Source organism: Kitasatospora sp. GP30 (assembly GCF_029892145.1).
GTDB classification, from domain to species: Bacteria; Actinomycetota; Actinomycetes; order Streptomycetales; family Streptomycetaceae; genus Kitasatospora; species Kitasatospora acidiphila.
In genome coordinates this window covers 140,717-165,809 of record NZ_JARZAH010000006.1, presented here as the reverse complement: position 1 = coordinate 165,809, position 25,093 = coordinate 140,717, and the positions used below count along the sequence as shown (strand labels likewise).

General features: G+C 68.7%; 16 protein-coding genes. 6 read left to right on the top strand and 10 right to left on the bottom strand.

Annotated features, from left to right (window positions below; all coding sequences use genetic code 11):
* Positions 1-16 precede the first annotated feature (16 nt).
* Positions 17-574 (top strand): AAA family ATPase, encoded by a 558-nt coding sequence (locus P3T35_RS12350; protein ID WP_101379328.1) that lies wholly within the window; start codon positions 17-19, stop codon positions 572-574.
* A 42-nt stretch (positions 575-616) separates the two neighbouring features.
* On the opposite strand, the gene lysS is transcribed toward P3T35_RS12350, so the two are convergent.
* Positions 617-2,281 (bottom strand): lysine--tRNA ligase, encoded by a 1,665-nt coding sequence (lysS, locus tag P3T35_RS12345; RefSeq protein WP_101379327.1) that lies wholly within the window; start codon positions 2,279-2,281, stop codon positions 617-619.
* Between the two features lie 622 nt (positions 2,282-2,903).
* Here lysS and P3T35_RS12340 point away from each other — a divergent pair.
* A complete protein-coding gene (locus P3T35_RS12340; RefSeq protein WP_101384878.1) occupies positions 2,904-3,899 on the top strand; it encodes a DNA cytosine methyltransferase in 996 nt (331 codons plus the stop codon).
* A 68-nt stretch (positions 3,900-3,967) separates the two neighbouring features.
* Here the strand turns inward: P3T35_RS12340 and P3T35_RS12335 are convergent, their stop codons facing one another.
* The 5 genes from P3T35_RS12335 to P3T35_RS12315 are packed head-to-tail and all read right to left on the bottom strand — an operon-like array spanning position 3,968 to position 16,076.
* Positions 3,968-5,833: a DUF1998 domain-containing protein gene (locus P3T35_RS12335; RefSeq protein WP_101379326.1), complete on the bottom strand. Its 1,866-nt coding sequence runs from the start codon at positions 5,831-5,833 to the stop codon at positions 3,968-3,970.
* Positions 5,830-9,093, bottom strand: a complete 3,264-nt coding sequence (locus P3T35_RS12330) for a helicase-related protein (RefSeq protein WP_101379325.1) — start codon at positions 9,091-9,093, stop codon at positions 5,830-5,832. The genes P3T35_RS12335 and P3T35_RS12330 overlap by 4 nt, the downstream gene beginning before the upstream one ends.
* Positions 9,090-11,006 carry a UvrD-helicase domain-containing protein gene (locus P3T35_RS12325; RefSeq protein ID WP_101379324.1) on the bottom strand — a complete coding sequence of 639 codons (1,917 nt, stop codon included), beginning with the start codon at positions 11,004-11,006 and terminating at the stop codon, positions 9,090-9,092. Before P3T35_RS12325 ends, P3T35_RS12330 begins: the two co-directional genes overlap by 4 nt.
* Positions 11,003-15,766 (bottom strand): DEAD/DEAH box helicase family protein, encoded by a 4,764-nt coding sequence (locus tag P3T35_RS12320; RefSeq protein WP_101384877.1) that lies wholly within the window; start codon positions 15,764-15,766, stop codon positions 11,003-11,005. Before P3T35_RS12320 ends, P3T35_RS12325 begins: the two co-directional genes overlap by 4 nt.
* A gap of 58 nt (positions 15,767-15,824) precedes the next feature.
* On the bottom strand, positions 15,825-16,076 hold the full coding sequence (locus P3T35_RS12315; RefSeq protein WP_101379323.1) for a hypothetical protein: 252 nt from the start codon (positions 16,074-16,076) through the stop codon (positions 15,825-15,827).
* Positions 16,077-16,607: 531 nt separating this feature from the next.
* On the opposite strand from P3T35_RS12315, the gene P3T35_RS12310 reads away from it, so the two are divergent.
* From P3T35_RS12310 to P3T35_RS12300, 3 genes are read left to right on the top strand one after another with little or no spacing between them, the layout of a single operon-like run.
* Positions 16,608-18,752 carry a helix-turn-helix transcriptional regulator gene (locus P3T35_RS12310; protein WP_101379322.1) on the top strand — a complete coding sequence of 715 codons (2,145 nt, stop codon included), beginning with the start codon at positions 16,608-16,610 and terminating at the stop codon, positions 18,750-18,752.
* Positions 18,749-19,753 carry a hypothetical protein gene (locus P3T35_RS12305; protein WP_101379321.1) on the top strand — a complete coding sequence of 335 codons (1,005 nt, stop codon included), beginning with the start codon at positions 18,749-18,751 and terminating at the stop codon, positions 19,751-19,753. The genes P3T35_RS12310 and P3T35_RS12305 overlap by 4 nt, the downstream gene beginning before the upstream one ends.
* Entirely contained in the window at positions 19,750-20,652 is a 903-nt protein-coding gene (locus P3T35_RS12300) for a DUF6339 family protein (RefSeq protein WP_101379320.1), read from the top strand. Before P3T35_RS12305 ends, P3T35_RS12300 begins: the two co-directional genes overlap by 4 nt.
* Here P3T35_RS12300 and P3T35_RS12295 read toward each other — a convergent pair.
* From P3T35_RS12295 to P3T35_RS12285, 3 genes are all read right to left on the bottom strand, one after another.
* Positions 20,577-21,920 carry a DNA cytosine methyltransferase gene (locus P3T35_RS12295; RefSeq protein WP_101379319.1) on the bottom strand — a complete coding sequence of 448 codons (1,344 nt, stop codon included), beginning with the start codon at positions 21,918-21,920 and terminating at the stop codon, positions 20,577-20,579. The two genes, P3T35_RS12300 and P3T35_RS12295, sit on opposite strands and share 76 nt — an antisense overlap.
* 34 nt (positions 21,921-21,954) lie before the next feature.
* A complete protein-coding gene (locus P3T35_RS12290) occupies positions 21,955-22,449 on the bottom strand; it encodes a very short patch repair endonuclease (protein WP_180356355.1) in 495 nt (164 codons plus the stop codon).
* 255 nt (positions 22,450-22,704) lie between these two features.
* Positions 22,705-22,989 carry a hypothetical protein gene (locus tag P3T35_RS12285; RefSeq protein ID WP_101384875.1) on the bottom strand — a complete coding sequence of 95 codons (285 nt, stop codon included), beginning with the start codon at positions 22,987-22,989 and terminating at the stop codon, positions 22,705-22,707.
* Between the two features lie 140 nt (positions 22,990-23,129).
* Here P3T35_RS12285 and P3T35_RS12280 point away from each other — a divergent pair, with 140 nt between their 5' ends.
* On the top strand, positions 23,130-23,336 hold the full coding sequence (locus P3T35_RS12280; protein ID WP_180356217.1) for a hypothetical protein: 207 nt from the start codon (positions 23,130-23,132) through the stop codon (positions 23,334-23,336).
* 3 nt (positions 23,337-23,339) lie between these two features.
* On the opposite strand, the gene P3T35_RS12275 is transcribed toward P3T35_RS12280, so the two are convergent.
* A complete protein-coding gene (locus tag P3T35_RS12275) occupies positions 23,340-25,061 on the bottom strand; it encodes an FUSC family protein (protein ID WP_280705858.1) in 1,722 nt (573 codons plus the stop codon).
* Positions 25,062-25,093: the final 32 nt, after the last annotated feature.

The window sequence follows — 25,093 nt, the reverse complement described above, 5'->3', positions numbered from 1 at the left end:
GACGGAGGTGCAACAAATGATCGTCTTTGTGAACGGCCCGTTCGGCGTCGGCAAGAGCACCACGGTCCGCATCCTCGCGGACGACCTGCCCGAAGCGCTCGTCATCGACCCGGAGCAGGTAGGGCACATGCTGTGGTCGCAGCTGCCGGAACAGCTGCGGACTGAGGAGTTCGAGCTGGAGCCGGTCTGGCCGGCTCTGACTCGCTGCCTGATCGAGGAGGCGGCGCGGGCGTACAGCCGGACACTCCTCGTACCTATGACCATCGTCCGGAGTGCCGTCTTCGGGCAGATCGTCGGGGCGTTGGGCGAACAGGGGCACGATGTGCGGCACTTCACCCTGCTCGCCGATGCTGTGACGATCCGGGACCGCCTCCGTGCCCGGGGCGAAGGCCCGGACAAGTGGGGTGAACTCAGTTGGGAGGGCCTGCAAGTCGAGCGCTGCCTCGCCGCGTTGGCCGAGCCGCTGTTCGCCACGCACCTGGACACCGCTGAGCGAGCCCCCCGCACGGTGGCGGACGAGATCCTCAGCCGCACCGGGCTCCGCCGACAACCTGGTACCGCGGTGCAGGAGTGAACAAATTTGGGGCGGGGCCCGATGCTGCCCCGCCCCGCTTGGTTACGCCACGCTCAGCAGTGTCCTGATGCGCTCCGTACCGAGAGCCAGCAGGAGGGTGGGAAGCCGAGGGCCGGTGTCCCGTCCGACGAGTAGTGCGTACAGCAGTGAGAACAGCGACCGTTGAGCCGCTTTCAGCTCTGGCGTCGCGGGTGCGTCCAGCGCCAGGCCGGCCTGCAACTTCGGCACCCCGTACACGAGCGAGGTCAACCCGGGCAAGGACCAGTGCTCGTCCAACCCGTCGAGCAGGAGCTTCAGCGCCTCGCGTTCGGTCGGCGACAACTGTCCCAGCCTCGCGCGGTCGGGCTCCATCCGAACCTGCGTGCGCTCGTCGGCGGGCAGGTAGCCGGCTACCCACGCCTGTGCGCGGTCGAGCCGGGGCCGGACCTGGTCCAGGTCTGCCAGCTGCGGGTCCGACGTGAAGTCCCGCAGGATTCGGAGCGTCTGCTCCTCGTCGCCAGTGGTGATGTCCACCACAGAGGCGAGCGTGCGGAACGGCAGGACCAGCTCGGTGCTCGGCAGCGTTCGAGTTGCGGAACCGATCGAGCGCTCCCGTACTGCCAGCTCGGTCAGCTCAGCCTGCCCGGCGGCGACCTTCCGGCCGAGCGCGTCCCACTCGTCGTACAGCCGGTTGACCTCCTGATCGAAGGCCACAGTGATCGCCTGGTTGGGCTTCCGCCGGGCGTACAGCCACCGGAGCAGCGGTGCTTCGAGGATCTGCAGGGCGTCGGTGGGCGTGGGAGCGCCACCGGCCGATCCGCTCATCTTGGCGGCACCGCTGATGCCGACGAACGAGTAGCCGAGGTAGGAGGGCGGTTGGCCGCCGAAGACCTCCCGCACCAGCTGGGAGCCGACGGTGAAGCTGGAACCGGGGGAGGAGTGGTCGACCCCGCCGGCCTCGAAGGTAACGCCCTCATACGCCCAGCGCATCGGCCAGTCCACCTTCCAGACCAGCTTGCCCCCGTTCCCCTCGGAGAGCGCGAAGCCGTCACTGTGCCCGCACTGGCAGCTGTAGCGGATCTCGGTACTGCCCTCGTCGAAGGAGCTGATGGCGGTCGTGTCCCGCCCACATGCCGCGCAGTACGGCTTGTACGGGTAGTAGGCGTTGCCGGCGGGCTCGTCGCCTTCGTCGTCGTCCGGCTCGGCTTCTGCGGTCTGTGCCTGCTTGGTGCGGTAGCGGCCGAGGACGGCGTCGATCCGCTCGCGGTTCCGCATCGCGTGCAGGATCTGCTCGCGGTAGGCGCCGGAGGCGTACATCTCGGTCTGGCTGATCTCGGTGACCTCGACGCCCAGTTCCGCGAGGGCTGCCCGGAACGGAACCTTGAAGTGCTCCGCCCAGTTCTCGTGTTCGCCGCACGGATCCGGAACTGCGGTCAGTGGACGCCCGATGTGCTCGGCGAACGAGGCGGGCAGTCCGGCCGGGACCTTGCGCAGCCGGTCGTAGTCGTCCCAGGACAGGATGTGCTTGCACTCCATCCCGCGACGCCGGATCTCGTCGGCTACGAAGTGCGGGACCATGATCTCGCGAAGGTTGCCCAGGTGGATCGGACCGGACGGACTGACACCAGACGCACAGACCAGGGGCGAGTCGGGGCCGCGGCGTTTGCCCTCGGCGATGACCTGGTCCGCTGCCGCGACCACCCAATCGCCTTGCTTCACGCCTGCCACGTTCTGCCTCCTCAGTCGATGTCGCCCGGTGGGACAGAAGAAGGATACGGGCAGGGAGGGAGTGGAATCTGATCAACTACCCGAACGAACGTAGACTCAACGCGATTTGACCTTTCGTCACCTTGCCTTTGCTCGCATCGCCCTTGCGAGAGGAGAACTTGCACGGCCGGGGTGCTGGACGCAGTCACGGAGACCTTCCAGGCGAACCACGGGTCGTCGCGTGCCGGAGGCGCTTAGGGCCCGCATGAGGCGCTGCTCAGCTCGCCAGTGGTGACTGAGCAGTCCTGACCCGGGGGCATGTCACCCTTTTGTGCCCCAGGAGAAGAAGCTCGCCAGGCAACTCTGCTGGAGTGGCCTGACTTGGCCTGAAGCGCGGCTTCGGCATTGCTGTGGGCCCGCTTCTCCAAGCCGCGTTCCCCCCGTCAGACTGATTGTCAGGCTGCGGGCCAGGCGGTGGGGATCGTGTCGCATCGGTAGCGGTACCGGGTAATCGTCGGTGTCCGCGCCCGTGGGGAGGGAGTACGAAGCTTGATGTCCGGACAACGGAATGACACCGGAGGCATGGGCGGGGTAGCCTCCCCAGCCCACCCAAGTCGCGGTTCCCACAACACGAACGGTGATCATGGAAGAGTCTCACCCCGAACGTCTCAGCTGCCTTGCCGTGTGCGCTGGTGCAGGAGGCCTCGCGCTCGGCCTCGAGCAGGCCGGGTTCGATCCCATTTTGCTTCTGGACAACCGTGCTGTGGCCTGCGAGACGTTGCGCCTGAACCGTCCCGACTGGAGGGTTCTCGAAGCAGACCTTCTGGACTTCGATCCGGTGGACCACCAGGCGACTTATGACGTGGATCTTCTGGCTGCCGGTCTGCCTCGAGTAAAGGCGAGTGCTGCGGTGGCACGTGAAGACAGCACCGAGGAGCTCCGGCTGCTCGAAGCGACGATCATGCTCATGCACGGCGTACAGCCACGCGCTCTGCTCATCGAGAACGTCCCGGACCTGGTCTCCAAGCCCGCATACGAGCCAATCCGGGCTTATGTCGCAGCCGAGCTCGAGCACCTCGGATACCGGCACCATTGGTTCGTCCTCAATGCGATGGGCCATGGCGTCCCGCAGGACCGTAGGCAAGGGATCCTGGTGGCATTCCGGGGGGATGCCGTTGACGACTTCATCACCCCGGTGCCTGACACCATGTCGCCGATCACCGTGGGCGAGGCGCTGGGTGCCTCCATGGCCACGCGAGGCTGGCCTTACGCGGCCGCCTGGGCTGCGCAAGCTGACCGGGTTGCCCCAACTCTGGTCGGGGGTTCCTGGAACCGTGGTGGTGCTGATCTGGGGCCGACCGGGTCGAAGCGTGCTTGGGCCCGCATGCGTGTCAATGGCGGCACCGTGGCCGATGAGGTTCCCGGGCCGGAGTTTCCTTGGGACGCCTCACTCGGCCTCACCGGCATGGTGGCGCTGACCATCGAGCAGGTGGCACGACTGCAAGGCTTTCCCGAAGACTGGTCCTTCGCCGGCCGCAAGACGGCCCGCTATCGCCAGGTGGGCCACGCCTCGCCGCCACCGGTGGGCCGGGCCCTCGGCCTCGCGATCCGGGCGGTGCTGGGGCACTCCGTCGTCTGAGCCGATCCGACGCCGAGCGCCGGGGCGGGACACTGTGTGCCGTCCCACCCCAGCATCACTGCCCGGTGCTACTCGGTGAGCAGGTGAGCGAAGAAGCCGATCGACGAGTCCTCCGGAGTGCCGATGAGGAGGGCCCGGTCGAGTAGGTTGTTGTTGTGCTCGCAACTGGTCTCCGGGAGCATCACGCACGCGTGGCAGGCGGCCAGGTTGGTGCCGCCCGCGCCGGAGATTTCGGTCTCGATGCAGAGCGGGTCGGCGGAACACCACTCGGCGCGGTGGACAGCTGAACGCACGGCCCGGGCAAGGCGATCGATTTCGCCCTGGGCGACCAGGCCACCGAGGCTGCCGGCCGAGTCACTGGTGGCCGTATAGATCAGCACACCGGTCATCTCGTCACCCGAGTAGATCCGCTCACGGAGTGAGGCCGCCGGGTATCCGGAGTCCAGGCTCCACTCGTTGATCATCACATGCGCAAGGGTGTGAAGTAGGGCCATGCGCGGGGTGGCGGGAGAGAGCGGGACTCGGGTCGGATCGGACGCCCGTTCGGTAAGGACCTGCTGGTGGCGGCGCCGCATTCGCGCCACGCGGGTGGCCACGGCCGGCTGTTCGGCCCAGGCATCGACCGCCTCCTCGTCAAGCCGGAGGAACACCCCTTCGCCGTGAACCTCCATTGCGGGCAACCAGTCGGTCGGGGCAAGGGAGAGCTCTGCCTCATGGCCTTCGGAAGACGTCTCGGGATCGATGACCCGAGTGAAGGCCTTGAGGGCGCGGACCTCGCGAAGCTTCTTCACCAGCATCGGGGTGACCAGGCCGAGAGGGGGCAGTAGCTTCCCATCACCGGACGGGGGCTCACAGATGAACTGCTCGGTGTGGTGGCCGGAGTCCTCCGGATTGCCGGCGCACAGTCGCTCGTACTCCAGGTCTCGAAGGGCCCGGTAGCGCTGCTCCTGGTCGATGTCGGGATTGTCCTCGCCGGTGGGGTCGTCGGCCTCCATAGCGGTGAGCAACTCCCAAACCTGCTGGGGACTCACCGGGGAAGGGACGCTGTCGAAGATGTACTGCAGATGGATCTCGATCTCGGCGAGGGTGGAGCAGCCACGGAGCTTGTCCCAATGCTTGTCCAGCTCGTTCACCCGAGTGTCGCTCCACGGTGGGATGGACAGGGCCGAGCGGAGCACCGGCTGCCAAACGGAGGAAGAACCACGCTGGAGGGTCCGGGGAGGCTGGGAGCAGAAAACATCGGGGGCGTCCTTCAGCCAGGGGCGTTTGCCCTCGCAACGGATGTTCAGATCCTTGAGGGCGCTGCGCCGGAATGAACCCTCCATGGACACTTCCGGCACCCCGCAGGAGCAGGAGAGCATCACTGAACGGAGGGAGGAAGTACGGCCCGAGGAATGCAGGCTCATTCGGCCGCCGCAGAAGCCGGCCTCGCCGTCGCCGCGACGACCCCGGTGCAGCCACTTCCAGTATGGAAAGTCGGTGATGTGACCGTCCTCGCAGGCCACCACGAAACGGGACGGCACCAAGGCCTCGGCGCACTCGGCGCACTCGTTGCGCCCGGGCGCCGAGTTGAACTTCCGTACGTGGTCGAGCGCGTGGCACTCGGGGCAGTGATGCCAGAGGGGGAAGCGGCGGACCCGGACGCCGTCGCGGCTGTCGTCCCCTGAGGCGGGTGGGAGGCGAAAGTGGCTCACGCCCAGTACGCGGGCGAGGCGTGGTTCGCGGATCACTGGGGATTCATCGCGCGGCCACTGCTCCTCCGCAGCGTCGATGCCCGCAACGATGAAGGACTCCTGCTCCACGGCGATCAGAGACCCCACGCCGTAGGTGGTGATGGCCTGGGCCCGACGGACCGCACCACGGCGGGGCAGGTTGCGGGCCGGTGCAGCGGAGTTGTCGGTGCCGCGCCGGCGGCGGGGAGGGGGCGGGGTCATCGGGATGCCTCCATGAACAGGGCGGACTCGGCGTCGACATCGCGGAGGGACCACAGGGTCTCCCACGCCTCGACACCCTCCATGGCGTCGTTGTAGGGCTTGAGCAGCGAGGGAATGTGGCGTCCGCGCTTCGGTTCGTAGTACAGACCGCCGTTTGCCTCGGCCACCGCGAACCACCAGTCGACGAACTCGTCGAAGGCTGCGGCCACGTGCGAGAGCTCCTTGGCGGCGGTCCCCTGCGGGGAAACCCGCTCGACCCGTTCCAGGATCTTCGGCCGGACCTTCTCCCTCAGCTCGTCCAGGAAGTCATCGATGTTCCCCGCGGCGGCGTCGGCGCGGGCAGCGGGGATCAGGATGCGGGCCAGGGCGACGATCACCGCGTGGAGCCCCCGGTCGCGGGCACGTGCCGAGAACGGGGTCACCGAGGTGGATTCGACCTCGCGGTAGAGCGCTGAGTGGAAGTGCTGGAAGTTCTCGTAGTGGGAACGGTCCCGGGAGCGGCCCGCGTTGAGCATCACCGCGACCAGGCCGGGGTGGGCACGGCCTACCCTGCTGGTGGCCTGGATGTACTCGGCGGTCGTCTGCGGCTGGCCCATCACGGCCATCAGGCCGAGGCGGTCCACGTCCACGCCGACGGCGATCATGTTCGTGGCGAGCAGCACATCAACCGTGTCGCCGTCGGTCAGCCTACGCTCGATCTGCTTCAGGCGGGCCGGGATGTCGCTGGCGGTGACCCGGCTGGTCAGCTCGGAATAGTTGCTTACGGAGCGGGGTTCGCAGGCGTCGCGGTCCGCCAGGTGCTCCAGGTAGGCGATCACGTCGTCGTGTACTTGCAGTTCGGCGGCGGACAACAGACGCAGGCTGTTGAAGTAGCCGACCAATGTCCAATAGGCGTCGCGCACCTCGTCAGTGGCGTCGGCCCGCATCGCCTGGTGGAGCAGCGTGGCGTAGGTGCGGATCAGCAGGGTGGACTGGCTGGTGCCGGGGGTGAGCAGACCCACATAGCGGCGGGATGCCTTCTCGCTCGCGGGGGTCTCCACGGCGAACCAGGAGTCGCGAGCGTCCAGGCCGGCGGGCGGGAACTGTCGCACCTCTCGGGAGAACAAAGCCCTGCCCTGGTCGGCGGCACGGCGGATGGTCGCGGTCGAGGCGATCACCTTGGGACGGTCGGCGAGCACGTCGACAGCCGTCTCGTACAGGCCGGTCAAGGTGCCCAGAGGCCCGGAGATCAGGTGCAGCTCGTCCTGCACGATCAGTTCCGGGGGCGGTGTCGGGTCCTGACGGTCGCGGTTGAAGAGGGCAGCGGTCTTCTCGCGCCACGGCATCGAGGCGAACTTGTCGACGGTCGCGATCACCAGGGTTGGCCTGGCCTCGTACACGGTGTCGTCGACCAGGTGGACAGGCAGTCCGCGAGTGAACGCGCAGTCGGTATTCGGGCAGCGCACATTCATCCGGACGGCCTTCTTGTCGACCGAGTAGTGGTGTGCGTCGAGGGCGGCCCCACACCACGGGCAGGCGTGCAGCTGAACGGGATTCTCGCGTTGCAACACCCTGCCGGAGCGGGCCGAACGGAGCTGTTCGGCGGCCACGTCAAGCGAGTTGGGAGTTGCGGACTGACCCACCCACATGCCGAGGGAGATCTCCTCGCTGCCCAGCTCGGTGGGGTTCTCGAGACGCAATCGTTCCATGGCGCAGATCAGGATCGCCGCACGTTCGAACTGCTGGAGGGTGAGAAGGCGCAGCGTATACCGCATCAGGACGGTGACACCGCCGCCATCCTTTCCGAGCCGTATCCGGCGAAGGAAGGTAGTCAGCGCGATCAGGCCCAGATACGCCTCGGTCTTGCCACCACCGGTCGGGAACCACAGCAGGTCCGACACACCCCGGTCGGGGTGCTCCCGATCATCCACTCCGGCCAGGCAGAGCAGGATGAAGGCGATCTGGAAGGGGCGCCATTGCGCGGAGGCCAGGTCCGGCTCGCCGACCCGGCCCTTCTTGACCCAGGCACTGCGCGCCCGCTGGGTCGCCATCGCCCGGTTGGTCAGGCGGAACGCCCGCATCAGGTCGGGCTTGTCGCGCAGTAGCGTGATGCCCTTTCGGATCCGATCCAGGGACTCACCGCAGGACTGGACCTGATCGGACGCGGCCTTCTCATATGAGGTCCCGGTGAGCGCGGCGGCTTCGTCCCGCTTCCTTGCGATCCACCGCTCATAGCCGACAGCCAGCCCCTCCAAGGCAGCGATCACCTCGGTGTCGGCGGCCTCGGCGAGGCCCACCATGGTGAGCGAGCCGGCGTCGATCGCCGGGTTGGAATCGGTGAGCAGCACCTCGTGGGTGGGCACGAACTCAGTACGCACCTCCGCCACGGCCGCGCGCACCACATCAGTGAGGCCGATCGGAGGTGGGGCCCAGTCCCACATTGCCGCGCAGCCGTGGCCGGCCGCGAACGTGGGGGCGTGGCGGTGCAGCAGCCGACTGGTCTCCAACTCGGGGTCCTGGGCGGACAGAGCGGCGGGGCGCTCCACGAACGCGCTCGACGCGTTGGCGGCGCGGACGGTCAGCCCGGTCTGGAAGAGGGCGAAGGCGTCCTGGAGTTCCCTTTCACCGACCTTTTGGATGTTGACCAGGGTGACCGTCACGGTGACCGTACCGGTCTCCGGCGACGGGCGGCGCACCTGGACGTCCAGCCGGGCCATGCCGTCGATCAGGTTCTGTGAGGCACCGCGGCCCGGGCGCGTGACGTCGACCGGGGTGTCCGGCAGCTCCAGCTCCACCCGACGCCAGCGCTCCCGCTGCTCGGAGGTGGTGCGGGCCTCGCTGCGGCGGGCCGAGATCTTGCGTCCCTCGGCGTCCTCCGGCTCGTACACGGCGGCGCGAGCCGAGACCACGATCTCCTGGCACTCGGCGAGGTCGACCGCGAAGGTCAGGCCGACTGAGGACGGCCGTCGGTCTCCGGCGTTGGGACGTTCGGCGGCTGGGCCGGATTCGTCGAGGCTGTCCGCCCCCGTGACGGGTTCCTCGTCCAGGCCTTCTTCCTCGGCGGCGTCCTCCCGGAGACGACGTCCGGCCTCGGCGTCCGCCGGTCGGGGGAAGAGTACACCGATGGGGTAGCGGGTGATCGGGGCGTCCTGGTCGAGGACCTCGACGCGGTCCTCGGCGGAGGCGTCGATGTCGGGGCCCAGCAGCTCCCGGCGGAGCCGGGCCACCAGGTCCTCACGGACCTCGTAGTGCGCGGCGTGCCGTCCTGCATGGATGGTCATTCCTGCTCCTCCTCGGTCGCGGCGGGACGCCGGAACCGTCCGATTCCGCTGATGCGCGGGGCGATCCACACCCCGTGGTTGCCCAGGCCCGCGTTGGCCCCGGCAGCCGGGCTGCCCGCGACCGACTCCAGGCAGTCGATCCGCAGGCCGGAGATCTCCTCGGGCCACTGGATCTCCCAGGTCGCGCCCACCTTCAGGACGGAGTACAGCTCATTCCTGAAGACCTCGGAGGCATCGCCGATCTCCCGCCCTTTGTGCAGCACCGCGTACCGGGGGCTCTGCTCGGGGCCCATCGGGATGGCGTCCCGCCGCCGGAACGTCACCGCGTCCCCCGGGCGTACCTGCTCGAGAAGGTACGACTGGGCACCAGGGGCTTCATTCAGGGCGTCGGCCGGTTCCAGGACAGACACATCGCCTGCCCGCACCTCGACGCCGTCGCGCCGCCACCTGTGGCGCTGGCTCGGGACTCCCCGGTACCAACGGCTGGTCGGCTTGTGCCGGAGCACCGTCACCGTCTCCGGTGCGGTGACGCGGTACAGATCCTCCCTGGCTCGGGTCATCGCCACGTACAGAGCGCGCGCCTCGGCAGGTACGTCGAGTTCGTCATTGCGGCGACGCAGCTCGGCGACGGTCGGCGGGGTGAGCAGGACCACTCGGTCGAACTCCGAGCCCTTGGAGCGATGCACCGTGGACACGATCAGTCGGGCCGGTTCCGGGTCGGCGAGCTCGTCCGGAAAACGACGCTCCGCCACCAGTCTGCGCAGCCGCGTCATGTCGAGCGTTCCCCGACCCGTGCCGCCGGCCGCCACCCGCAGGGCCCGCCACACTCGGTCCAGGTCGGTGCCTTCGGGCAAAGGAAACCCGCCGAGCAGCTCGCGCAACTGCTCCTCGTTGAGTGTGGCGGCTTCGGTGCGACGCGACAGTTCGGCGACCCAATATGGTACGGGCCTGTCCTGGAGCGAGCGTCGCAGGGCGTGCGGGACCCCCTGTGTGTGCAGCAGCTCCGAGACGATCAGGGCCTGCCGGTTGTCACTGGTCAGGATCGCGCAGGTACCGGGAAAGGACTGCAGCGAGTCCAAGGTGAACGCGTCGGTGAGCGAGTCCAGGTCGGGCAGGTCGAGCAGCAGCTCGCGCAACTCCCCGTGGAGTTGTTCGGCCGCCGCGTCCGCGCCCTCGGGGGCGCTGCCGATGGCCTGGATGGCGGGGCCGAGCGGAAGCGCGATGCGGGATTCGGGGGTGACGGATCGGAAGTTCCGGGTCAGTCGCAGCTCCACCAGGCCGTCGGAGTAGGAGGCGCGAACCCAGCGGAGGAAGAGGTCGAATCGATCGGCGTATTCCTCCGGCTCCTCGATCTGGAAGTCGTAGATCGCCTGGGCGGAGTCGCCGACGAGGGTGAACCCGCAGGCGTCCTGCAGCCGATCGAGGAGCGACTCCACCATCTCCCGGCGCACGCTCACCAAGTCCTGCACCTCGTCGATGATCACGTGTGCGGGAGGGCCGGCCTCCATGGCCTCCAACGCCCCTTTCTCGATTGCGTCGGTAGCCGCCCGGATGCGCTTATCGAAGGAGAGCGCTGACCACTCCTGGTCCGGGTAGGCCTGCATCAGCAGGGAGTACGCCCAGGAGTCGAAGGTCTGCACCCGCACCCGGCGCGCATGCTCACCGTGCCGGGCGATCCGGTCCCGCAACTCGCGGACGGCGGCGCGGGAGAAGCTGAGGACCAGCAACTCGGAGGCCTCCAGGGCCTCGTCCGGGTCGATGTGGCCGACCAGCGCATCCATGCGGCGCACCAAGGTGTGGGTCTTTCCGGTGCCCGCCCCGGCGGTGACCAACAGGCGCGTGTCCCAGGGCTGGTCCACGACTGCCTGTTGCTCGGCCGTGAGGACGGGGTCGTCCTCCGAGGAGACGATCACTTCTTGCTCCACAGATGCTCGAACTTGGTGAAGGCGAGGGCGGTGTCGAAGTTCCTGATGTTGTCGCGGACGTTGAGGATGAGGCAGGTGTCCTTGCCACCGTTGCGGGGGCCGCGCAGACCGCGCCCGATCATCTGCTGGTACACGTTCGGGCTGTAGACAGGACGGGCGACGACCACTGCACGGGTGGCAGGGGCGTCGAAGCCCTGGGTGAGCACGCCGTAGTTGGTGAGAACCCGCACCCTGCCATCACGGAAGTCCCGGACTCGGGCGCGGCGGTCGTTGTCGGACGTGGTGGAGTCGACCGAGGACGCGGAGATCTCCCGGTCCTTCAGCCTGGCCGCCAGGTACTTGGCGTGATCGACCGACGTGGCGAACACCAGCACTGGCCAGTCCTTGGGCATTGCCGCAATCTCCGCGACGATGCGGCGACTGCGGTCGTGGTCGTCGGCCAGGCGCTGCTCGGCGGCCCTGGACAGCAGACTGAACTGCTCCGCGCTTTCCCGCTCCTCGCGGGACAACACGATGGTGCCACCAGTCAGTTCCCGGTGCTCGACCTGCGCCAGCACCCCCAACTCCTGCAGGTATCCGTAGGCGTCGTCGGCGGGGAAGACTCCCTCGTCCAACCGGCGTGCGCCGAAGCGGTTGACCAAGCGACTGGTCTCCTCCTCGTTGTGTCCGCGGAACGGAGTAGCGGTGAGGCCGAGCAAGTGCCGCTCGGTTCGGTGCTGCGTCAGGCCCAGCAGGCTCAGGATCTCGGTGTAGCGCGGGCTGGTTGCCACGTGTGCTTCGTCCACCACCACCAGTGCCGCGTTCCTGAGCCAGGCATACCGTTCGGTGTCCAGACACACGTGGAGTTTGGCGTCGGTGGCCACGACCAGTTGCGGTCCGTCGGTGACCGGCGCCGCCTCGTTCGAGGTCCACAGCCTGTTGATCGTCAGTCGGGCTTGTGCACCGGCTTTGCTCCAGACGAACTGCCAGCTCTGCACCGCCTGTTCGCACAGTTCTTCGGTCTGGGCGATCCACAGGATCGGACCGGTGAGCGTGCCGGCCTGCTTGACCCAGCGGATGACGGCTTCGGCGGTGACGCGCGTCTTACCGGCGCCGGTGGGCAGCGACAGCATCGCACGCTGCGGGGCCAGCCGGTCCAGCATCTCGAAGATGTTGAGGGCGAGCCGTTCTTGGTAGTCGTGCAGTCGCGGGAAGTCGCGGGGGCCTTCCACCGTAAGGCTCTGTTCGAGAGCCGGGGCTCGGTAGCCGGCGAAGGGCGCGGGCAGGCTGAGATCGGCCACGAAGGAGACCGCTGCCGGGCCGCCGATGTAGGACGAGGGGGCGTTCGGGAAGCGTTCCTGGATGTCTCGGGCATGGATCTTGAGAACGGAGTCGCCATGCGCGTTGAACGCCAGCTGCGCGATCCGATGCCCGGTGGGCTCCTGACCGTCCAGCTCCTGGCGCTCGGCCTCCATCAGGCCGGTGGGCAGCCGCTCGCGCAGGGCCTCCGCGCCGATCATCAGCTCCAATTTGGCCGTCACATCCTCCGCCTCGCGGATCGCCTTCAGCGCGGACCGCACCTTCCCGTCCTGCTCCTGGCGAGCCTGGGCGTCCAGCAGGGCGCGGCAGGTGGCCTCGCCCATCCGCAGACCCAGCTCGCGGTCCACGGCCTGGAGCGTGCCGAGCCGGTCCAGCGAGTCGAGAACCTTGATCACGTTGCCCTGGCGGGCGCTCTCCAGCTGCCTCGGGTGCGGACCGTCCGGGGTGCGCACGATCTCCTCCAGCGCAGAGCAGCGCAGCAGGGAGTACGTGCCGACCGAGACTCCCATCTTCTGCCGCAGCGTGGGGAATTCCTCGGAGAGTGGGACCGCCGCCACCGTCGACTCATGTCGGGTCTCCCGGCTGACGACGTCGTCGTGCCGGAGCATGCCCCACTTCTCGATCATGAGGTCGGCGGACTCCTGGTCTGGCATCAGCAGCGCCGGAACTCGCCAGGCCTGCAGCGAGCGGTACTCCTCCGAGCTCGCCGCGACGGCGATCTCGCCATCCTCACGGCTGTCCCAGACATCACCGAGCCGACAGCGGGTCAGCGAGTCGGGAAAGTCGATGTCCAGCCGGGTCAGCAGGGCGTAGGTGGAGCCGATGAATGCGTCGTCCTCGCTGGCCTGCAGCTCCTCCAGGAGCTGTTCCCACTGCTGGGGGCGGACCTTCTCGACGCTGTCAGCGAGCCCCAGCTTGCGAGCCTTCTCCTGGCTGATCGACGCCACTGGAAGCACGTCACGGTAAGCGTCGAGCTGCGGACCGACGGCCTCCTTGAGGTGTTTGAGGCCCTGCGAAGTCCTCACGCGACCATGCTTGGTGAGCATCCACCGGATCGGGGACTGCGCCATCCGACGTGTGCCGGCCTGCGTCCCGATCTGCAGCGTCCAGTGCTCGATCAGCGCATCCTCCGGCAGCGCCTGGAGGAAGCCCGCGCGTGCCTCCTCCGAGAGTCGGGGCAGCAGGTGCAGCGGCCCAGCGACGGGGGCGCCCTCGATCCTGACCCGAGTCAGGCTCGGCCGGCTCGCCCGGTCGTCGAGGGTGCGGCAGTATGCCGCGTGCGCGGCCTCCCGGTACTCCTCGAACCAGGGCTCCGCCTCAGGCTTGTGACCGGAGGTCGGTCGGTCTCGCAGGCCCAACTCGCGGAAGAAGCCGGTGTCGTCGGAGTGGAACCGCATGTCCACCGCGATCCCGGGGTCGCTCTCCGCGGTGACGACGACACCAGGCAGCAGGCAGTCACGCATGGCGTGGAAGCGACCGTCCGCCGTACGCACCCTCAGGGTGTCCATCGGCGTCGACACCCGCTTGGTCACTTCGTGGCCCACCACCGAGGCGCCGGCACGGTGGAACAGCTCCCAGAATCGGTTCCACTCCTGTGGACCGTAGGAGGTGAAGCCCTGGTCGAGCACGCTCACGAAACGCCCTCGGACGTCGGCTTGCTGGATGCCAAGGGTGGTCAGAGCGGAGAAGAGCGATGGGTCATCGGACAGGTCGCGGTCGACGTAGACCAGCGACTCCCGCAGACCGTCCTCCTCGGTGCGTCGGTACACCATCGCGCCCACCGGAGCGACCAGGCCGTGCTCCTCGGTGAGCACGATCCTGGCCTTCCGGGCATCAGCAGAGCAGGAGGCCCCCGACTCGACCATGTCCGCGACGATCCGGATCGCGTCGGCCGAGGCCGGCGCCGAGCCGTCGGAGACCAGCGCCTCCAGCCACTCGACGATCGAGGCTCGCTGCCGTCCGGCCGCGCCCAGGATGTGCTGGACCTTGCCCGCTCGCAGCTCCGTGGCCTCGACCGATGGGTGTACCCAGTTGCGTGGCCGCCCGGCGTACGAGTGCCAGAGCCGCAGCCAGCGGTTGGTCGAGGTGTTGTCCCGCCCCAGGTCCGGGTGGATGTTCAGATCGTCGGGCCTGCGCAGGACTCCGTCCTGGTCCGGCAGCGACGGACGCGCTGTGCTGGCGGCCCAGATCTGCTCGGTGAGAAGCCGGTCGGCCCAACTGATGGTCTCCACACCCTTGGTACGCCCGGGCAGCAGTGGGAGGTAGGCGCCAGGGTCCTCGGCGGGGGCGAGCTCGGACAGCGACTCGACCACCAGGCGGGCCGCGACCTGGATCATCTCGACGTTGAAGGGCGAGGAGTCCAGCAAGTTCTGCCGGTCTTCGTTGGTCTTCCAAGCACCGTTCAGGATGCCGCTGAGGGTCATCTCGTACTTGGTCGGGAAGAAGGACCAGAACCTGCCGCGCCCTCGGGCGTCGGCAGCGCTGAGCAGACCGCTTCGCTCGTCCGCGCGGTAGGCCGGCACCGCCCACGCCAGGTCGATGGACACCCGGTCGTGCAATTCCCCCGCGTCGCGGCGGGCGACCTCGGTCGGCTCGTGGGTGAGGGTGAAGACCCGCCACTGCGAGTCGGCCGGCGGCTTGCCGACGCGCTCCTCGTGGATCGTGTACAGACCGCCCTCCTGCTCGGAGTGGAGTGACCGGCGCGCGATCAGGCGGGGCCGACGATCTTCCAAGACCACGTGGCCCACGTGCGGGGAGAACAAGTGGAAGCCGGAAGGGAACTCCTCACGGGTGTCATGGCCGGCCGCGCCCTGGTGCCCGTGCATATCCTTGCCCAGCCGATCGGCCGCGCCGGGCAACAGCGGCAGGCGGACCACCGTAGTCGCCCACTCCAGCAGTTCGTCCAGCACCTGGTCCCGCAGGCGCTCGGCCGCCATGTCCAGTTCGCGGGCCATGCGCAGCACGGGTGCCTCGAATTGGTCGCCGAGGCGCTCTCGTACCCCGGGCACATTCCGGATCAGTTCGTACGACCAGGCCCGATCGAAGCCGAAGCTGCCCGTGCGGCTGAAGAACTCAGGGGCGTCGGTCACCACCAGGACCGACTTCACGCCCACGCCGAACCGGCCGATCTGCCCACCGCGCTTACGGGACGTGCTCATCCGCAGGATGGTCTCCGCCCCTTCGGGCTCCACCGGGTTTCCCTGGTTGGCGCAGTACAGGTGGGTGTCAGTGAGGACGACATGGATCCGGCCGCCGGGCTCGTCGCGCATCTCGTCGGCCGCGTTCTGGACCAGCTCGAAGAGCTGCCGGTCGCCGTATCCGCCCTGGGTGATACGGCGCTCGCCGTTGGCGTGCTCGGGGATCAGGCCCGGGTCGACGCCGTACGTGTCCAGGACACGACGGGACTGCTCGACGACGGTGCGGATGACAGACGACTGCGGATCGGCCACGAACGGTTCCACTTCAAGCTGCAAGGGTGGGCGGCGAGGGGCGGCGGTTGACTACCTGTCAACAGGCGAGCTGCACAGTGAACATGACGCGGACATCGGTGACGCGCCGACGGCTGCTCGGGTTCCGGATCGGGCGACGGGAGGGAGTGTCGGAGTCAAGGAGGACAGTCCGATAGGAGTCGACCGTGCCCGCGTCGATGCCGCCCATCAGGCCGAGAAGGGTCTCCTGGGCCTGCGGGTCGTCGGCGAGACGGTCGTACGCCGTGACGATGGTGCGAATACGGTTGAGCGGGGTCTTCTGCAGTGCCATCGAGGTACCTTCGCTTTCGCATTCGTGGAGATGTTTCACGAGAGAAATGGTGCGAGATGGTGCAGGGGAGGAACTGGCCGTGCGGAAATCCATGGACGGATTCCGGAGGGCGGGCAGGGAGGAATTCCCCCCGATGTGCGAGGCGGCGCATCGTGCAATGTACCAGGCTATGGATGGGCCTGATCCCTTCACTCCTCGACAGTGGGCCAGGGGTAGTGAAGGGGCATAACTCTGCCCTGAGAGAGGGCGTTTACCGACTCCCGAGCGAGCTGACGATGAGTCAATCATGAGTTCCCGTCGTGCGCAACCAGGACTCGCGCGCCGATCTCGCGACCGAAAGTGTCGGATTTTCATGGAAATTCGGGCGAAAGGGGATGGAATCCCAGGTTCCATTTTGACCTTGTTTCACACTCATCCCCATCGGTCGCCTCGTCCGTCAAACAACTTTTGACAAGCGGCCACGTTGTCAACAGCTATGCGATACGGTGGCTCTGACCTCGTGAAACAAGGCATGCGAAAGCAGGGTGGGACGTGAAGGCGGCTGAGGACTTTGGCCCCTGGTTGGCGCGCCAGCTACAGAACGCCAAGAAGAGCCAGACCGATCTGGCGGACGAGCTGGGCCTGACCCGCGCAGCCGTGTCGGCCTGGATCGTCGGCCGCTCCGTGCCCCGGGACGAGACCATCCGGCGCATTGCGGCGCTGCTCAACACCGACCTGGAGACCATCCACACTCGAAGCACCGACGCCCAATTGGGGCTGCCGGTTTCCTGGTACCACCGGCCGGCTCACGCCGACGGCGGCCGCGAGTACGGCAATGCCGCCGCGTTCGCCTTCGAGGCCGATGTCTCGGTCCTGGCCCGCGAGGCCACGCAGAACAGTCTCGACGCGCGCCTCGACACCGGCGAGCCCGTCCGGGTCCGCTACACGTTGCACGAACTCCGGGGTGAGGCCCTGGCCCGCTTCCGGGAGGCAATCGACTGGGAGCGCCTCCTCCCGCACTATCAGGCGCTCACTGCCGACGGCGGACAGCAGGGCAAAGTCTCCCGCACGATCGCGGCCGGACTGCGTGATATGTACCAGCACGACCGCCTGGTGCTGCTCCGCGTCGACGATTACAACGCCACCGGCCTGACCGGGGACGACTACGACAACGGGCTCTTCGCTGCCGTCGTGCGTCGACAACTCGACAGCCAAAAGCGGGATGCGGGGGCAGGGGGCTCCTATGGCCTGGGCAAGGCCACCCTGTGGGCCACCAGCCGCCTCGGCCTCGTGCTGATCAACTCCACGCTCTCCGAACCTCACGAGGGTCGCACCGAGCGCCGGCTCATCGGGCGGTTGGACCTCCCCTGGCGTGAGGTCGAAGGCAGGCAACTCGCCGGCCCGGCCTGGTTCGGACGCCCCGACCCGGCCACCGAGTCCGCCGAGGTGGTCCGTTCCTGGTGGGCCGATGAGGAGACCGTCGAGAAGCTCCACCTCACCCGTGAGAGCGCGGCGCCCGGCACTTCATTCCTCATCGTCGGCGCTCATGACGTCGCCAGTCTGGTGCCCGTCAACGACACCGTGGACGAGGAGGAGGCCGGCGAGGACGAATACTCCGTCCACCGAATGCATGCCCGACTTGTCGACGCGCTCGGCTGCAACTTCTGGGCCGCGATGACCGGCGGCGGTGACCACAAGCCGCACCTGGAGGCGTCCGTCCGCACGCTTCGCAACGGCGAGGTCCTCATTCCCGAGGAACATGTCGATCCGGCTGTCGCCCAGCCCTCCCGTACCCGCGCCTTGCGCACTTTCCTGGAGGGCAAGACCGTCGATCGCCTCACGGCTCGCGGCCAGGTCGCTCGCACCACCGTGCCGCTCAATGTGCCGCTCCACGGCGGCCAGTCGCGCGGTGGCATGCCCCATGAGGCGGTGCTCCTGGTCACCCACGCCGAGGACGGCGACGACCGCACCAACCGGCTGATCTCCATGCGGGGCAATCGCATGACCGTCAAGGACAGTGCAGTCACCAACGTCCCGATCGGCACCAACCCGTTCCAGGCCATCCTCCTCACCGGCCGTGCGGCGGGGCGGGCCGCCCCCGGCGCCGAGGCGGCCGAGGAGTTCCTTCGTGCCTCCGAACCGCCTGAGCACGACAAGTGGGGCCAGACCGAGGAACTCAGCCTGAGTTACTCGCCCTCCGCATACCGGCGCATCGCTGCTCTGACCACTGCTGCGAACACGGCCGTGCGTGACCTGGTCGCCGTGCCCCGGGCAAAGAGTCGCAGCGGTGGAGAGGCCAAGATCGCCAGCCGTCTCAAGGTGGGCGGCGGCACGAGGAAGACACGCCCCATCGCGGCTGCGGCCCTGCCCGAACTCGACAACGTGGACGCGCTGATCGACGAGACCGGAGCCTGGTCGGTCACCGTCGACGTGCGGGTGCCGTCCGGTGTTGACACGGACCGACCGGTCACGCCGGTCGCCAAGTTCGACGTGCGCTCCGGCCCCCGCCCGGCCGCCCCCTGGAAGGACCTCGTCGCGGTCAGCGGTTGCGAGGTCGTCGACGGGGCGCTGCAGCTGACCCCCGGCACCCGAAAGGCGGTCTTCCGGGGCGTCACCGATGTCTCGCGTCATCCGGTCCGGGCTCAACTCACCGGACTCGTGGTCGAACTCCGCACCGGAAAGGGGGAGCAGGCGTGAAGGTCTACCCGTACCGGCGGCTCACCGGCAACGTGTCCTGGCGCGTGGAGAGTGCCAAGCTCAAGGCCGAGGGCGAGCCCTGGGAGGAGGTGGAGAGCAAGTACCTCTCCAGCGTCGAGCGCGTCGTGGCCCTCGGGCCCGACGAGGACCGCCTCGACTGGACCCAGGCCCGACTCCGCCTCTCCGCCGGCCTCCCGGCCAAGGCGCTGGACCCGTCGGGGCCCTGGCAGGACGTCAGGGTCGTCGCTGTCCTCGCCGAGCGTGCCACCAACACCCGTACGGCCGTGGAGTTCTCCTCGGTCTCCGAAGGTGGCCGTGAGCGGACCGCTGAGCTCTGCCTCAGCCGCTGCGACCTCCTCGACCGTGCCTCCCTCACTGTGCACGTCGTAGCCACCGTGGACGGTGTCCCCGGGCGGGTGATCGCCACGTCCGATGTGGAGTGGTTCGTTGACGTCATCGAGGCCGCGCCTTCGCTCTCCCGCGAACTCGACGTCAAAATGGTCGGCTTCGCGTCCGGCGCGAGCCGGCTGCAGCGCTTCAAGGACTCCCCCTGGGTGGTCGACACCACCGGACGGATCCCCGTCGTACGCGTCAACACCGACTTCGACGGGCTCGGTGACCTGATCGGTGCCGACGGCGGTACCGGTCCGGAGAAGACCATCCGGGAACTGCTCCTTGCCCAGATGTGCTCCGAGGTCTGGACCGCTGTCTTCCACTCTGCCGTCGGCGACCTCGAGGTGGAGGAAGACGGCGCCCCGCTGTTCCCGCACGGCTGGCAGGGCGAGGTACTCAGGGAGATGCTCCCCGACATGTACCCCGACCGCGAGCCGGAGCAGGCCCTGCGGGAGGTCCACGCGGCTCGCACCGGAGCCGCCGCCACGGGCTGGGGAGAACTCCAACCCCGAATCCACTTTGCAGCCTCCCGGCGTGCCGGCGTCCCGCGGACGCTGTCCACCACCATTCGCGACCTGGAACGCCTCACGCAGGGGGACGACGCATGACCGACCGGCCCAGCTACTTCCCGGAGCGTCTCGCGCTGCTCCCCAACGCCGAGGTGGCGGAGTTCCTGACCGAAGGACTGCTCACCGGCCGCGAGGACGTGCCGAGCATCAAACTCAACCAGGCCACCGAGCCGCTGCCGAACACCGACCGGCGTGGCGACCTGCAGCCCATCCGGGACCTGGCCGAGGACGCCATGGCCTACTGCCGGCACAGCGGGCTCAAGGTCACTCAGGCGGACGCGTGGTTGGCTCCTCGTCTGCATGCGGCTCTTCGGCTCACCCGGCGCGAGGCCGCCGACCCCGGCTGCTGGAACTACCTTGCGCTCGGCGTCGCCCCGGACTACGTGATCTGGCGGCACCTGCCGGAACCCAAGGACGGCAAGGTCGCCAGGGTGGCCGCCGACCGCTTCCGGGGGCAGTACCACAAGCAGGCCTTCGCCCGCCTCTGGTGGGCGGCCGAGCTCTTCCGCGATGGCTCGGACTACGACCCCGTCGTCACGGCCTGCGGCAACCAGGACATCCTCAACACCGCCCTGCGCATGTCCGTGATCAACCACCGGCCTACCGCTCAGGCGATCGTCCAGCTGGTGGTGAAGGGGGTGATCACAACTGGCCGGGAGGTCAACGCCCTCGCCGGAGCCATCAACGCCGCTGCCGCGACGTTGATGTACGACGTAATCGCCCCCGACGTCGAGCGGGACTCCCGATCGCTGCTCGACTGGATCGACGAGGCCGAGATCGCCCGCCAGGTGTCACGGAATGTGCTTCCGACCGGCCCGCGCGAGGAACCTGCACCCGAGCCGGCCGTGAGTGTGCTGGTGGACTACTTCGCGGACCTCTTCGCGGACGCGATGGTCCGAGGGCGGGAAGAGTCGGAGGAGGCTGGGGGGGAGGACTGATCCTCGGGCTTCGGACAGTCGGGACCGCACTTGTCCGGAACCCCACAGCCCTCCTTGCGGAGGCGGGAGCGGACCGCTTCGTCGGTCTCGGGCCAGCTCTCCCGTAGTTTCTCCTCCGGCGGGAGCGGGAGGGACAGCGCTGCCGCCAGCACGTGCATGCCGAACAGCGGGGGTACGGCATTGCCCACCTGCTGCGACCGGTCACCTCCCCACCAGGGGTAGTTGGGCGGGAACGTCTGGAGGATTCCGGCTTCGGGGATAGTCAGGCGGTCTGGGGTGTGCGGGGTGCCGTTCGCATGTTGAACGGCATTACGGGAGACCTTCCCGGTGACGGTGAACGACGGTTGCAGGTCCGTCCGGATGCCGCGCTTCTTCGGGTCGCCGCCGCTGCCGTAATTCGACCGCACCTGAAATGGGGCCTTGCGATCGAGTACTTCCCCCATCGTGACCCAGGGCCTGACCTGCGCCTGGCCTCCGTCGACCGACAGTACGGTTTGTCCGGCCTGCGCCATTGCCTTCTTGTCCCCAGGGCCACCCCGCTCGGGCTTGTGCGGGTTGTAGATGTGATGGGTGGGGAGGGGCAGGCGAGGGGCACCATGCTTGGCGAGCCGCGCGATCAGAATCGTGCGGCGGCGAGTCTGCGGAACGCCGTACGCCTCGGTGTGCAGGGTCGCGACTTCGGCGACCTCATACTTCACCCTTGCTTCGCCCTTGCCGGGCAGGCCCGCCGCCAAGGCGTCCTTGTAGACCCCCCAGAGGGCCTTGACCTGAGGCACCTGCTCCAGGACGATCACATCGAACGGTCGCTCGTCCCGCTTCGGGCAGCTGAGGGCCTTGATCGCGTACCGGATGGGTTCCAGGACCAGAGCGGTTCTGCGATCATCGCCCAGCTCCTCCAGCCGCTTGTCGATTTCCTCGTCGGAGACACGCTCCATCAGCGCGTGAAGGATCTTCTCGACCTTGTCCAGGGCCTTACGCCCCAGGCCGTTGCCCGCCACCGAGTACGTCTGACAGGGGGGACCGCCGGCCAGCACGTTCAGCTCGCTGGGCAGCTCGTGAAACCGGTCCCGACGCACTGCACTGACGTCCGCATGCCACGTCTCGAGCCCCGCCCGATAGCGCGTCTCGCAGGCGTCCTTGCTCCACTCGATCCCGAGCGATTTCGCGCCGAGCATCTGCGCGGCTACGTCAAGACCGCCCGGACCGGCGAAAAGGTCCAGAATGTATGGATCCTTGAGGAATGGAGCGACTGCGTCCGAGCTGGTCATGTGGCGAGAGTCTAGCCGGCGGCGGCCGATGCACCTATTCCGCCCGCTCTCCCGCCATGTTCCGCCCACCGGCCATGGTAGGGCACGCCTGACCAACCCCCGGCGCTGTTGATGCCGTCCGCCGTTCGCGGATCACAGTGATGATCCGCTTGGCTGCCTCGGCGGCGCTTTCATGCTCCCAGACACGGACCGATGTCCAACCTGCCTCGGCGAGGCGGGCATCGGTGTCGCGGTCCCGGGCACGGTTCTTCTCGATCTTCTCCCGCCAGAACACGGCGTTGTTCTTCGGCCACGTTGCATGCTCGGGGCAGCCATGCCAGAAGCAGCCGTCGACGAAGACTGCTACGTGCGTCGGGCCGAAGACGATGTCGGCCTCGCGGCGCACGCCCTGGAGCGGTCTGCGATGGAGCCGGTACCGGAGTCCGGCGGCATGCAGGATGCTGCGGATGGCTAGCTCGATCTCTGTGTTTCGGCTGCGCTGCTTGCTCATCCGAGCGCGGATCTTCGGAGTGGTCTTCAGAGAGGGCATGCTCCCATTTTGGCGCGAGGTGTCCCTGGGTAGCTCGGGCCACCAGTGTTGGATCTGGTTGACGGCTTGAGGCCTGAGGGTGACAACGGCACTGACGAGCCAACTCGCATGGCCCGGCGTGCCCTTGGCTGCCCTGCCGCAAAGTAGCCCTACGACCGCGCACCCACCGTCGGCGCGAAGGCGGGTGCCTGACGCCGAGCGCACGATGTGGGTCGGTCTCACCCCGTGCTGAGGCCGACCCTCCCCGCGCCCGGTTCAGCTCTCGTAGTGGCTGGGCGGGAAGTCCGGGCGGTCCTTGCGGTGGGTGCGGGGGTCGCTCTGGACCTCGCCCTCGGCTACCTCGCGGTCGAGTTCGGTGGCCTCGTTCTGGTAGTCGGCGTCGGGGTTGTCGGGGTCGGTGGGGAGGCCGGCTTGCTCGCGGTCGGTTTCGGTGCGCTGGTCGAGTTCTTCCTCGTCCGGGCGGCGGGGCATGCCGCGGGGGTGGCCGGTGTCGGGGTTGCCCTCGATCTGCTTGTTGGACTTGTGGTGGTGGTGCGCCATGACGGTCACCTCGGGTGTGTAGGGCCTCTCTCCACTCAAACGTGCTGGTGGGGGCCCCGCAAGCGGGCGAGTCGCGTGGCAGGGGGTGGGGGAGCGGCTTAGCCTGGCGCAGGGGTCCGCACGGCCGAAGGGTGAGTGGTGTGAACGCCTCCGATGACGAGCAGCAGCAGCTGGAGCACCGGGTGGGGCCCGTGCCGACCGGGGAGCCGGAGTTCGAGCCGTATCACCGTCCGGCGGCCGGCTGGGGGCCGCGAAGCGTGTCACCGTGCGCGCTTGGCGATTACAGCACCGAGAGCAATCAGCCGATCATGAAGCACCTCAAGGTCCGTATCACCGCTGCCGGTTGACCGTCACCGCTGCCGGCTGAGTCGTTCCAGTAGGAGGTAGGCGCGCTGCTCGGCGGTCGCGAGCCGGGCCGGGTCGATCTCGGCCGGCCACAGCTCGCCCGCCGCCGCGCTGTCGGCCGCCCGCAGTTCCACCACCGCCGAGGCCAAGTCCGCCTGGATGGCGGGAAGTTGCTGCTCAGCACGATGGGCCAGCGCCTGTTCCGCACGCTCGGTGGCCTCCCCGCAGGCCGCCAGCGCCCGCTGCACCCGGACCGCCGCCTGGTCGTGGACCACCAGCAGGGCGCAGGCCAGGCCGACGGTGATGCCCAGCACGCTGCCCAACGCCCGGTCGTGGAGCAGTCGTTCGGTGGAGGTCGGGGAGGCGAGATCGGAGAGCAGCAGCGCCAGCGGCGTCAGGAAGACCACGCCCAGGCCGTAGTTGCGGGCGACCAGGTACTCCAGCAGGAACTCCAGCGCCACGATCACCAGTACCAGCCAGGTCGCCGTCGGATGGAGCGCCAGCACCCCGAGCGCGATGGCCAGCCCGGCGGCCGTGCCCAGGGTGCGCTGGACAGCCCGCTGTGCCGCGGTGCGGACGTCGACCGAGTGCAGCACGGCGGCGGCCGAGATCGCGGCCCAGTAGCCGTGCCCGAGATCGAGGGCCACCGCCAGACCGCCCGCGACCCCGGTGCCCAGCACCATCCGCAGCGCGGGCACCACCAGCACCGCCAGCCGGCTGTGGTGACTGCGTTGCCTGCCGGTCAGCAGTTCCGCGGCCCGCAGTTCGGCGGCGGACCGGGTGCCGGGATCGGCCGACGCCTTGGACCAGTGGGCCCGAGCCGCCGTCACGGGCACCGACAGCTGCGGCAGCAGTGCGGGCGCCCGGCGCCGCCAGTCCGCCAGTAGCCGGGCCTGCCGGCGCAGATACGGTGCCAGCGCGGCGAAGTCGGCGTGCGGCCGGCGGGCGGCACCGATCAGCAGCGACCATGACAGGTCGGCCAGGTGCAGGCAGAGCCCGGGCCGTTCGCCGGGGAGGGCGGCGGCCGTCGGCGGCGCGCTGCCGAGCGACTGGTACGCCTGCAGCACGGCCACGGTCGCCCGGGCCCGGTTGCCGTTGCCGTCCAGCAGGTCGGCGACGGCGTGCAGCGCGGCGGCCACGGCGAGCCGCTGCGGATGCTCCGGGGTCACCAGCCGGCCGGCCATCGCCAGCGCCCAGGCCAGCGCGGCACCGAGCGCGGCGGCGGCGACCTGCGGGAGCAGCTCGGCCGGGTCGGGCGAGCCGTTGGCCGCCACCGCGAAGGAGAACAGCAGCATCACCGCGCCGAGCCCGCCGAGCCGCGCCGCGTCACAGGCGAACTTCGCCAGCCCCGCCACCGCGGCCATCGCCAGGACCACCAGGGCCGCCCCGAAGCCGCCCGCGTGCGGGTGCGCCGCCGCGGCCAGCGCGGAGCCGCCGGCCACGCACGCCGTCATCGCCAGCGCGACCACGGCGAGCACCGGACCGCGCCGAAGGTACGGCAGGTTGCGCCCGAAGGTGGTGGTGAAGGCGCCGAGCATCGCGTAGACGGCCAGGTTGGCATGCCCGCTCAGCACCAGCGGCAGCGCCGGCAGGGCCATCGCCAGCGCTGCCCGCAGCGCGAACAGCGCGGCACCCTCGACCCGGTGCAGGGCGAGCACGCCGCGCGGCGAGAGCACCCGCACCATCGCGCGCCGCCAGCCGCCCGCAGGCGCTGCAAAATGGGGCATATCGGGTGTATAGCACCGGTCCGAGGAGTCTG